The sequence below is a fragment of the Streptomyces sp. NPDC101490 genome, assembly GCF_044767145.1.
In the GTDB taxonomy this organism is placed as follows: domain Bacteria; phylum Actinomycetota; class Actinomycetes; order Streptomycetales; family Streptomycetaceae; genus Streptomyces.
Genome location: NZ_JBIWNI010000003.1, coordinates 483,871 through 495,840, shown reverse-complemented (window position 1 = coordinate 495,840; position 11,970 = coordinate 483,871). Strand labels below are relative to the sequence as shown.

Here is an 11,970-nt window from a genome sequence, read left to right as displayed (position 1 = left end):
TGTGGGGGGGGGGGGCGGGGGCGCCGGGGGGCGCGGGGGGGGGGGCGGGCGCGGCCCCCCCCCCCCCCCCCCCCCCCCCCCCCCCCCCCCCCCCCGCGGAACTGGTACGCCGCGCCGCGCGGCGAAGCGCTCCTTCTCCACCTACTGGTACGCCTGGGCGATGGTCCTGCCGGTGGTGGTCGTACTCGGCGTGATCATCGGCTACCCGCTGGTCCGTGGCGTCTACCTGTCGTTCACCGACGCCAACGAGCGGAACGTGGCGCGGTCGATCGGCGTCAACGAGATCCCGGCCACCTACGAGTTCATCGGTCTGGACAACTACACCGACGCGCTCACCGGCGGCCAGTTCCTCGGCACGCTGCTCTGGACGGTCGTCTGGACCGTCTCCTGCGTGGCGGTCACCTTCGCCCTGGGCCTGGCCCTCGCCAACGTCCTCAACCGCAGGATCGCGGGCCGCTCCGTCTACCGGATGCTGCTGATCCTGCCCTGGGCGGTCCCCGGCTTCGTCTCCGTCTTCGCCTGGCGCTTCCTCTACGACGAGCGCCGCGGCATGCTCAACCAGATCCTCACCGGCGGCGGCCTCGACGGCGTCCCGTGGCTCAACGACCCGACCTGGGCCAAGTTCTCCGTCATCCTCGTCAACGTCTGGCTCGGCGTCCCGTTCATGATGGTCGCCCTCCTCGGCGGGCTCCAGTCCATCCCCGGCGAGCTGTACGAGGCCGCCGAGATGGACGGCGCGAACGCCTGGCAGCGCTTCCGCAACATCACGATGCCCGGCCTCAGTTCGGTGTCGACCACGGTGATTCTGCTCTCCACCATCTGGACCTTCAACATGTTCCCGGTGATCTTCCTGCTCACCCGGGGCGGACCCGGCGAGGCCACCCAGATCCTCGTCACCCAGGCGTACAAGTTCTCCTTCGAGATCAGCCCGCGCGACTTCGCGCAGTCCTCGACCTGGGGCGTCCTGATCCTGGTCCTCCTGATGGTCTTCGCCGCGATCTACCGGCGCGTCCTCCGCAAGCAGGGAGAAGTCTGGTGACCACCACGACCCCCACCGCCACCGGCCCCACCGCCCGGGCCGTGACCGCCCCGGCCGCCAACACCCCCGTGCGGGGCCGCCGTTCGCCGCTGGCCTCGGCCGGACTGCACCTCACCCTGATCATCGCCTCGGTGATCGCCGTCTTCCCGGTGCTGTGGGTCCTGCTGACCTCGCTGAAGCCCGCGAAGTACGCGACGACCTCGGACTTCGTCAAGGAGACGACGTTCGAGAACTACACGAACCTGCTGCGGGACACCCCGTTCCTCACCTGGTTCGGCAACTCGCTCCTCGTCGCCGGTCTCACCACGGTCATCGGCGTCTTCATCGCCGCCACCACGGGCTACGCCGTCAGCCGCTTCCGCTTCCCCGGCAAGCGCGGTCTGATGTGGACCCTGCTCATCACCCAGATGTTCCCGGTCGCCGTCCTCATCGTGCCGATCTACAACATCATGGCGGCGATGGGCCTGCTCAACCGGCCGGTCGGCCTGGTCGTCACGTACCTGACCATCGCCGTTCCGTTCTGCGCGTGGATGATGAAGGGCTTCTTCGACAGCATCCCGCGCGAGATCGACGAGTCGGGCCACGTCGACGGACTCACCCCGTTCGGCACGTTCTGGCGGCTGATCCTGCCGCTCGCCAAGCCCGGCATCGCGGTCACCGCCTTCTACTCCTTCATCACCGCCTGGGGCGAGGTCGCCTACGCCTCCGCCTTCATGGTCGGCGACGAGAACCTCACCCTGGCCGGCGGACTGCAGAAGTTCGTCAACCAGTACGGCGCCCAGTGGGGCCCGATGTCCGCGGCCTCCGTGCTCATCGCCATCCCCGCCGCCCTGGTGTTCCTCTTCGCCCAGCGGCACCTGGTCACCGGCATGTCCGCCGGTGCCGTCAAGGGCTGACGGCCCGATCACGCCTTCCGTACGCACCTCCTTACCCCTCAGGGAAGACATGACCCAGCATCTCGCCACCCCGGCCGACGCCCCGACCACCGGCACGCACACGGGCTGGTGGAGAGACGCGGTGATCTACCAGGTCTACCCGCGCAGCTTCGCCGACGGCAACGGCGACGGCATGGGCGACCTGGAGGGCGTCCGCGGCCGGCTGCCGTACCTGAAGGAGCTCGGCGTCGACGCCGTCTGGCTCTCCCCGTTCTACGCCTCGCCGCAGGCCGACGCGGGCTACGACGTCGCCGACTACCGGTCCATCGACCCCATGTTCGGCTCGCTCCTCGACGCCGACGCCGTGCTCCGCGAAGCCCACGACCTGGGCCTGCGCGTCATCGTCGACCTCGTCCCCAACCACTCCTCCGACCGCCACGAGTGGTTCCAGCGGGCCCTGCGCGAGGGCCCCGGATCGCCGCTGCGCGAGCGCTACCACTTCCGCCCCGGCCAGGGCGCGGACGGCGAACTGCCGCCCAACGACTGGGAGTCCATCTTCGGCGGCCCGGCCTGGACCCGCACCGAGGACCCGGACGGCACCCCCGGCGACTGGTACCTGCACCTCTTCGCCCCGGAGCAGCCCGACTTCAACTGGGAACACCCCGCCGTACGCGACGAGTTCCGCTCCATCCTGCGCTTCTGGCTCGACATGGGCGTGGACGGCTTCCGGGTCGACGTCGCCCACGGCCTGGTCAAGGCCGCCGGACTGCCCGACATCGGCGACCACGACCAGCTGAAGCTGCTCGGCAACGACGTCATGCCCTTCTTCGACCAGGACGGCGTCCACGAGATCTACCGCTCCTGGCGCACGATCCTCGCCGAGTACGGCGACGAGCGCGTCCTCGTCGCCGAGGCGTGGACCCCCACCGTCGACCGCACCGCGAACTACGTGCGCCCCGACGAGATGCACCAGGCCTTCAACTTCCAGTACCTGGGCACCCACTGGGACGCCGCCGAGCTGCGCCGGGTCATCGACGAGTCGCTGGACGCCATGCGCCCGGTCGGCGCCCCCACCACCTGGGTGCTCTCCAACCACGACGTCACCCGGCACGCCACCCGCTTCGCCAACCCGGCGGGCCTCGGCACCCAGCTGCGCGAGCCGGGCGACCGCGCGCTGGGCCTGCGCCGGGCCCGCGCGGCGACCCTGCTGATGCTGGCGCTGCCCGGCTCGGCCTACGTCTACCAGGGCGAGGAGCTGGGCCTGCCCGACGTCACCGACCTGCCCGACGAGGTCCGGCAGGACCCCTCGTTCTGGCGGGCCAGCGGCCAGGACGGCTTCCGCGACGGCTGCCGGGTGCCGATCCCGTGGACCGTCGAGGGCGGCTCGTACGGCTTCGGCGCGGGCGGCTCCTGGCTGCCGCAGCCCGAGGGCTGGGGAGCGCTGAGCGTCGAGGCGCAGACCGGCGACCCCGGCTCCACCCTGGAGCTGTACCGTGCCGCGCTCGCCGTGCGGCGGGAGCAGCGCGGTCTCGGCGCGGGCGACTCCGTCGAGTGGCGGGACGCCCCCGAGGGGCTCCTCGTCTTCCGGCGCGACGGCTTCGTCTGCACCGCCAACACCACCGGCCGGGCCATCTCCGTCCCGCTGCCCGGCCGGTTCCTCCTTGCCAACGAGGAGGTCGGGACCGTCGACGGCACGGCGGTCCTGCCCGCCGACACCACCGCCTGGTGGGCGGTGTGACGGTTCCCCTGCCGAGGGGCGCCGGGTCCGGCACCCCTCGGCTCGCGGACATCGCCGCCCAGTCCGGCGTCAGCGAGGCCACCGTCAGCCGGGTCCTCAACGGCAAGGCGGGGGTCGCGGGCGGGACCCGGCACAAGGTCCTCGCGGCCCTGGACGTGCTCGGCTACGAGCGTCCCGTACGGCTGAGGCGGCGCAGCGCGGGCCTGGTCGGACTGGTGATCCCGGAGCTGACCAACCCGATCTTCCCCGCCTTCGCGCAGGTCGTGGAGCAGGTCCTCGCGGGGCACGGCTACACCCCGGTGCTCTGCACCCAGATGCCCGGCGGCGCCACCGAGGACGAGCTGGTCGAGCAGCTGGTGGAGCGCGGGGTGGCCGGGATCGTGTTCCTGTCCGGGCTGCACGCGGACGCCTCCGCCGATCCGTCGCGGTACGCCCGGCTGAGCGCCCGGGGCGTTCCGTACGTCCTCATCAACGGCTACAACGAACGGATCGACGCCAACTTCGTCTCCCCCGACGACCGGGCGGCGGCCAGGATGGCCGTGCGGCACCTGGTCGAGCTGGGCCATGAGCGCATCGGGCTCGCCATCGGCCCCACCCGGTACGTGCCCTCGCGGCGCAAGGCCGAGGGCTTCACCGCCGAGCTGTACGAGTCGCTCGGCGTCGGGCGGGCGGACGCCGAACGGTTCATCAGGCCCACCCTGTTCGGGGTGGAGGGCGGGCACGCCGCCGCCGAGATCCTGCTCGCCGAGGGCTGCACCGGCATCGTCTGCGGCTCCGACCTGATGGCGCTCGGGGTGGTCCGGGCGGTCCGGGCCCGTGGCCTCGACGTGCCCCGGGACGTCTCCGTGGTGGGCTTCGACGACTCGCCGCTGATCGCGTTCACCAGCCCGCCGCTGTCCACCGTGCGCCAGCCCGTGCAGGCCATGGCGACGGCGGCGGTGGGCGCGCTCCTGGAGGAGATCGAGGGGAACCCGGTGCAGCGCACGGAGTTCGTCTTCCAGCCGGAGCTGGTGGTCCGGGGGTCGACCGCGCAGCCTCCCGTGCCCGCTCCGGCCGGGACACCGCAAGTCCTCCCGTAACAAGTCGTGTTCGGGCGTCCGGAGTATTGACCGGGCGCCGGGGCACTCGTACGGTCACGGCTGAAAACAGTTGCTGATTCTTTCGGCAACTTCTTGCGACACCGACGTCGTACAGGAGGAACCATGGCCAGAAGAACCGTGGCCGCCGCACTCGCCCTCGTGGCGGGAGCCGCCGCCGTGACCGTCGGGGGAAACGTTCCCGCGCAGGCCGTCCCGCCCGGCGAGAAGGACGTCACCGCGGTGATGTTCGAGTGGAAGTTCGCCTCGGTCGCCCGGGAGTGCACCGACCGCCTCGGCCCCGCCGGATACGGATACGTCCAGGTCTCCCCGCCGCAGGAACACCTCCAGGGCCCCCAGTGGTGGACCTCGTACCAGCCGGTCAGCTACAGGATCGCCGGACGCCTCGGCGACCGCACCGCCTTCAAGAACATGATCAATACCTGCCACGCGGCGGGCGTCAAGGTCGTCGCCGACGCCGTCATCAACCACATGGCGAACGGCTCCGGCACGGGAACGGGCGGGACCCCGTTCTCCAAGTACGACTACCCGGGCCTCTACTCCGGCGCCGACATGGACGACTGCCGCGCCTCCATCACCACCTACCAGGACCGGGCCAACGTCCAGAACTGCGAACTGGTCCAGCTCCCCGACCTCGACACCGGCGAGCCGTACGTCCGCGCGAAGATCGCGGGCTACCTGAACGACCTGCTCTCCCTCGGCGTGGACGGCCTGCGCATCGACGCCGCCAAGCACATGCCCGCCGCCGACCTCGCCGACATCAAGACACGGATGGGCAACCCGAACGCCTACTGGAAGCAGGAGGCGATATTCGGCGCCGGAGAGGCCGTCTCCCCGAGCGAGTACCTCGGCACCGGCGACGTCCAGGAGTTCCGCTACGCCCGCGACCTCAAGCGCGTCTTCCAGGGCGAGAAGCTCGCCTACCTCAAGAACTTCGGCGAGGCCTGGGGCTACATGCCCTCCGGACAGTCCGGCGTCTTCGTCGACAACCACGACACCGAGCGCGGCGGCGACACCCTCTCCTACAAGGACGGCGCGAACTACACCCTCGCCTCCGTCTTCATGCTCGCCTGGCCCTACGGCTCCCCGGACGTCCACTCCGGCTACGAGTGGACCGACAAGGACGCGGGACCGCCCAACGGCGGCCAGGTCAACGCCTGTTACGCCGACGGCTGGAAGTGCCAGCACGCCTGGCGCGAGATCTCCTCCATGGTCGCCCTCCGCACCACCGCGCGCGGCCAGGCCGTCACCGGCTGGTGGGACAACGGCAACAACGCCATCGCGTTCGGCCGCGGCTCCAAGGCCTATGTGGCGATCAACCACGAGTCCTCGGCGCTCACCCGCGCCTTCCAGACCTCGCTGCCCGCGGGCACCTACTGCGACGTGCAGTCGAACAGGCCCGTGACGGTCAACGGCTCCGGCCAGTTCACCGCCACCCTCGGCGCGAACACCGCCCTCGCCCTGCACGTCAACGCGGTCAACTGCGGCGGCACCCCGCCCACCACCCCTCCGGCCGCCTCCGGCGCCTCCTTCAGCGCCACCGCCACCACCGTGCCCGGCCAGGACGTCTACGTCACCGGCGACCGCGCCGAACTCGGCAACTGGTCCCCGGCCGCCGCCCTGAAGCTCGACCCCGCTGCCTACCCCGTCTGGAAGCTGACCGTCGGCCTCCCCGCCGGCACCGCCTTCGCGTACAAGTACCTCCGCAAGGACGCCGCCGGGAACGTCACCTGGGAGTCCGGCGCCAACCGCACCGCGACCGTCCCCGCCACCGGCCGCGTCGACCTGAACGACACCTTCCGGAGCTGAACCCCCGCGCCCCCAGGGGCCGCCCCGACCGGGGCGGCCCTCACTTTCCCGTACCTCCAGGGAGCACCCCCGTGACACGCAAGAGAACGGCGGTCGTACTGGCCGCCGCCCTGTGCGCCGCCCTCGTGCCCGCGATGCCCGCGACCGCCGCGCCCCGGCCCCCCGCCCCACCCTCCGACCGGGCGCTCGCCGCCGAACCGGCCCGCCAGGAACTCACCCGCGAGCAGTTCTACTTCGTGCTGCCCGACCGCTTCGCCAACGGCGACCCCTCCAACGACCGGGGCGGACTCACCGGCAGCCGGACACAGCACGGCTTCGACCCCACCGACAAGGGCTTCTACCAGGGCGGCGACCTCAAGGGCCTGACCCAGCGCCTCGACTACATCAAGGGCCTCGGCACCACCGCCATCTGGATGGCGCCGATCTTCAAGAACCGGCCCGTACAGGGCGAGGGCAAGGACGCCTCCGCCGGGTACCACGGCTACTGGATCACCGACTTCACCCAGGTCGACCCGCACTTCGGCACCAACGACGACCTGAAGAAGCTGATAGCCGCCGCCCACGCCAAGGGCATGAAGGTCTTCTTCGACGTCATCACCAACCACACCGCCGACACCGTCGACTACGCCGAGACGGAGTACGGCTACCGCCCCAAGGGCGCCTACCCCTACCTCGACAAGGACGGCCGCCCCTTCGACGACCGGGCCGCCATCGGGAAGGTCGACGCGGACTCCTTCCCGTACACCCCCGTCGAGAAGGCGGGCACCAAGGTCCCCGCCTGGCTCAACGACCCCACGATGTACCACAACCGGGGCGACTCCACCTGGGCCGGGGAGTCCGCCGAGTACGGCGACTTCGTCGGCCTCGACGACCTGTGGACCGAACGCCCCGAGGTCGTCGAGGGCATGAAGCGGATCTACGAGAAGTGGGTCCGCGACTTCAAGATCGACGGCTTCCGCGTCGACACCGTCAAACACGTCGACCTCGACTTCTGGACCCAGTGGGCCACCGCCCTCGACGCCTACGCGAAGAAGCGGGGCCGCGAGGACTTCTTCATGTTCGGCGAGGTCTACTCCGCCGACACCGCCGTCACCGCGCCCTACGTCACCCGGGGCCGCCTCGACGCCACCCTCGACTTCCCCTTCCAGGACGCCGCCCGCGCCTTCGCCTCCCAGGGCGCCGGAGCCGACCGCCTCGCCAAGGTCTTCGCCGAGGACTACCGGTACACCACCGACAAGGCCAACGCCTACGAACAGGTCACCTTCCTCGGCAACCACGACATGGGCCGCCCGGGGACCTTCCTCAAGCAGGACAACCCGAACGCCTCCGACGCCGAACTCCTCGCCCGCGACCGCCTCGCCAACGAGCTGATGTTCCTCTCCCGGGGCAACCCGGTGATCTACTCCGGCGACGAACAGGGCTTCACCGGCGCGGGCGGCGACAAGGACGCCCGCCAGCCCCTCTTCGCCTCCCGGACCGCCGACTACCTCGACGACGACCAGATCGGCACCGACCGCACCCACGCCACCGACGCCTACGACACCGGCCACCCGCTCTACCGCGCGATCGCCGCCCTGTCGAAGCTCACCCGCGAACACCCCGCCCTCCGCGACGGCGTCCAGCGCGAACGGTACGCCGAGGGCTCCGTCTACGCCTTCTCCCGCACGGACGCAGGGGACCGGACCGAGTACCTCGTCGCCGCCAACGGCGGCACCACCCCCAGGACCGTCACCGTCCCCGTCGACTCCACCGCCTTCCGCACCCTCTACGGCGGCCGGGGCACGGTCACCGCGACCGGCGGCGAAGTCACCCTCACCGTCCCCGCCCTCTCCTCCGTCGTCCTCAAGGCCGACAGGCCCCTGCCCGCCCCCGCCACCGCGCCCGCCGTCACCCTCAGGGCGCCCGCCGCCGGAGCCACCGGCACCGTCGAACTCACCGCCGACGTCACCGGCGGACAGCTCAACCGGGTCGTCTTCGCCGCCCAGACCGGCAACGGACGCTGGCAGACCCTCGGCACCGCCGACCACGCCCCCTACAAGGTCACCCAGCACCTCACCGCCCCCGCCGGCACCGCCCTGCGCTACAAGGCCGTCGTCGTCGACACCAGGGGCCGCACGGCGAGCGCCACCGCCGCCACCACCGCGGGCGCGCCCCCGGCCCCCGAGAAGCCGGTCGCCGTCCAGCGCCCCTACGCCGTCGTCCACTACCAGCGCGAGGACGGGAACTACGACGGCTGGAAGCTGAAGGCCGCGGGCCAGGAGACCGCCTTCACCGGCCGCGACTCCTACGGCGCCTTCGCCTGGGTCAAGGTCCCCGAGGGCGCCTCCACCGTCCCGTACACCGTCGAGAAGGACGGCGTCGCCGACGGCCCCCGCCGCACCGTCGTCCTCGGCCGCACCGGCGAGGTCTGGATCGCCCGCGGCAAGGACGGCCAGTCCGACACCCACCCCGCCCCCACCGTCCCGGACCGCACCAAGGCCGTCCTGCACTACCAGCGCGCCGACGGCGACCACGAGGGCTGGGGCCTCCACACCTGGACCGGCGCCGCCCAGCCCACCGACTGGTCCAAGCCCCTCATGCCCGTGCGCTTCGACGCCTACGGAGCCGTCTACGAGGTCCCCCTCGCCGAAGGCGCCCGCTCCCTGTCGTACATCCTGCACAAGGGCGACCAGAAGGACCTGCCCACCGACCAGTCCCTCGACCTCGCCACCCACGGCAACGAGGTCTGGCTGCTCTCCGGACAGCCCTCCTACCTGCTGCCCACCAGCGGCGCCGCCCCCGAACTCGACCTCGGCAAGGCCGAGGCCCAGTGGATCGACCGGAACACCGTCGTCTGGAAGGTCAGGGCCACCGACGCCACCAGCCAGCAGCTGGTGTACGCCCCGGACGGCGGGATCACCGTCACCGACGGCGCCCTGAACACCGAGGGCCAGTGGCTCAGGCTCGGCCGGAGCACCCTCACCGACGCCCAGAAGGCGAAGTTCCCGCACCTCGCGCAGTACCCCGCCTTCACCGTCGACCCGCGCGACACCGACCGCGTCCGCGACTCCCTGCGCGGCCAGCTCATCGCCACCCAGCGCACCGCCGACGGAGCACTGCTCGCCGCCACCGGCGTCCAGACCGCCGGAGTCCTCGACGACCTCTACGCGAAGAAGGCCACCGGCACCGCCCTCGGCCCCGTCTTCGGGAAGCACGGAGTCACCCTCTCCGTCTGGGCCCCCACCGCCCGGACCGTCGCCCTCGAACTCGACGGCCGGACCGTGCCCATGCGCCGCGACGACACCTCCGGTGTCTGGTCCGCCACCGGCCCGAAGTCCTGGACCGGCAAGCCCTACCGGTACGCCGTGAAGGTCTGGGCCCCCACCGTCCGGAAGACCGTCACCAACAAGGTCACCGACCCCTACTCCACCGCCCTCACCACCGACTCCGCCCGCAGCCTCGCCGTCGACCTCACCGACCCGAAGCTCGCCCCCCGGGGCTGGAACACCCTGCGCAAGCCCGCCGCCGTACCGCTGCGGGACGCCCAGATCCAGGAACTCCACATCCGTGACTTCTCCGTCGCGGACACCACCGCCCGCGCCGACCACCGGGGCACCTACCTCGCCTTCACCGACAAGGACAGCAAGGGCTCGAAGCACCTGCGCGCCCTCGCCGCCTCCGGCACCTCCTACGTCCACCTGCTGCCCGCCTTCGACCTCGGCACCGTCCCCGAGAAGAAGTCCGCGCAGACCACCCCCGCCTGCGACCTGAAGGTCTACGCCCCCGACTCCGAGGAACAGCAGAAGTGCGTCGCCGCCGCCGCGGCCACCGACGCCTACAACTGGGGCTACGACCCCCTGCACTACACGGTCCCCGAGGGCTCCTACGCCACCGACCCCGAAGGCACCCGCCGCACGGTCGAGTTCCGGCGGATGGTCCAGTCCCTCAACGGCGACGGCCTGCGCACCGTCATGGACGTCGTCTACAACCACACCGTCGCCGCCGGACAGTCCGACAAGTCGGTCCTCGACCGCATCGTGCCGGGCTACTACCAGCGCCTCCAGGCCGACGGCACCGTCGCCACCTCCACCTGCTGCGCCAACACCGCGCCGGAGAACGCGATGATGGGCAAGCTCGTCGTCGACTCCGTCGTCACCTGGGCCAGGGAGTACAAGGTCGACGGCTTCCGCTTCGACCTGATGGGCCACCACCCGAAGGAGAACATCCTCGCCGTCCGCAAGGCCCTCGACGCCCTCACCGTCGCCAGGGACGGCGTCGACGGCAAGGCGATCGTCCTCTACGGCGAGGGCTGGAACTTCGGCGAGATCGCCGACGACGCCCGGTTCGTCCAGGCCACCCAGAAGAACATGGCCGGAACCGGCATCGCCACCTTCTCCGACCGGGCCCGTGACGCCGTCCGCGGCGGCGGCCCCTTCGACGAGGACCCCGGCGTCCAGGGCTTCGCCTCCGGCCTCTACACCGACCCCAACGCCTCCGCCGCCAACGGCACCCCCGAGCAGCAGAAGGCCCGCCTCCTCCACTACCAGGACCTCATCAAGGTCGGCCTGACCGGCAACCTCGCCTCCTACACCTTCACCGACACCTCGGGCCGTACGGTCAAGGGCTCCGAGGTCGACTACAACGGCGCCCCCGCCGGATACGCCGCCGCCCCCGGCGACGCCCTCGCCTACGCCGACGCCCACGACAACGAGACCCTCTACGACGCGCTCGCCTTCAAGCTCCCGGCGGACACCAGCCCCGCCGACCGGGCCCGCGCACAGGTCCTCGCCATGGCCACCGCCACCCTCTCCCAGGGCCCGGCGCTCTCCCAGGCGGGCTCCGACCTGCTCCGCTCCAAGTCCCTCGACCGCAACTCCTACGACAGCGGCGACTGGTTCAACGCCCTCCACTGGGACTGCCGCGACGGCAACGGCTTCGGCCGGGGCCTGCCGCCCGCCGCCGACAACAAGGACAAGTGGTCCCACGGCAGGCCGCTCCTGGTGAACCCGGCCCTCACCGTCGGCTGCGCCCAGATCGACGGCGCCTCCGCCGCCTACCGGGACCTCCAGAAGATCCGCACCACCGAGCCGGTGTTCTCCCTCGCCACCGCCGAGCGGGTCCAGAGCACCCTGTCCTTCCCGCTCTCCGGCCGCGAGGAGACCCCGGGCGTCCTCACCATGCGCCTCGGTGACCTGGTCGTCGTCCTCAACGCCACCCCGGGCGCCACCACCCAGAGGGTCGCCGCCCTGACGGGCCGGGGATACGCCCTCCACCCGGTCCAGGCGAAGGGCGCGGACGCCGTCGTGAAGTCCGCCTCCTACACGGCCGGTTCGGGCACCTTCACGGTCCCGGCCCGCACGGTCGCCGTCTTCAAGGCCACCGGCTGACCCACCCGCGCACCGGCTCGACAGGACGCCCCGGCACCGGACCTCC

6 protein-coding genes are annotated in these 11,970 nt (G+C 71.5%); all 6 read left to right on the top strand.

Annotated features, from left to right (window positions below):
• Position 1 precedes the first annotated feature (1 nt).
• The 6 genes from ACIRQY_RS09830 (at position 2) to pulA (ending at position 11,924) form a co-directional block, all read left to right on the top strand.
• On the top strand, positions 2-1,039 hold the full coding sequence (locus ACIRQY_RS09830; protein WP_403923379.1) for a carbohydrate ABC transporter permease: 1,038 nt from the start codon (positions 2-4) through the stop codon (positions 1,037-1,039).
• A complete protein-coding gene (locus ACIRQY_RS09825) occupies positions 1,036-1,935 on the top strand; it encodes a sugar ABC transporter permease (RefSeq protein WP_403923377.1) in 900 nt (299 codons plus the stop codon). Before ACIRQY_RS09830 ends, ACIRQY_RS09825 begins: the two co-directional genes overlap by 4 nt.
• Positions 1,936-1,984: 49 nt before the next feature.
• Positions 1,985-3,652 carry a glycoside hydrolase family 13 protein gene (locus tag ACIRQY_RS09820; RefSeq protein ID WP_351779672.1) on the top strand — a complete coding sequence of 556 codons (1,668 nt, stop codon included), beginning with the start codon at positions 1,985-1,987 and terminating at the stop codon, positions 3,650-3,652.
• Positions 3,640-4,731: a LacI family DNA-binding transcriptional regulator gene (locus ACIRQY_RS09815; RefSeq protein WP_403923375.1), complete on the top strand. Its 1,092-nt coding sequence runs from the start codon at positions 3,640-3,642 to the stop codon at positions 4,729-4,731. The genes ACIRQY_RS09820 and ACIRQY_RS09815 overlap by 13 nt, the downstream gene beginning before the upstream one ends.
• A 123-nt stretch (positions 4,732-4,854) precedes the next feature.
• Positions 4,855-6,558, top strand: coding sequence for a carbohydrate-binding module family 20 domain-containing protein (locus tag ACIRQY_RS09810; protein ID WP_403923373.1), 1,704 nt, complete (start codon positions 4,855-4,857; stop codon positions 6,556-6,558).
• Between the two features lie 134 nt (positions 6,559-6,692).
• Complete coding sequence (gene pulA, locus ACIRQY_RS09805; protein WP_403923878.1) at positions 6,693-11,924, top strand: pullulanase-type alpha-1,6-glucosidase; 5,232 nt, start codon at positions 6,693-6,695, stop codon at positions 11,922-11,924.
• Positions 11,925-11,970 lie beyond the last annotated feature (46 nt).

Bases quoted from the DNA above. Each gene is read 5' to 3' on its own strand.
- ACIRQY_RS09820 (WP_351779672.1), top strand. From the start codon at position 1,985: ATGACCCAGCATCTCGCCACCCCGGCCGACGCCCCGACCACCGGCACG.
- pulA (WP_403923878.1), top strand. From the start codon at position 6,693: ATGCCCGCGACCGCCGCGCCCCGGCCCCCCGCCCCACCCTCCGACCGG.
- ACIRQY_RS09810 (WP_403923373.1), top strand. From the start codon at position 4,855: ATGGCCAGAAGAACCGTGGCCGCCGCACTCGCCCTCGTGGCGGGAGCC.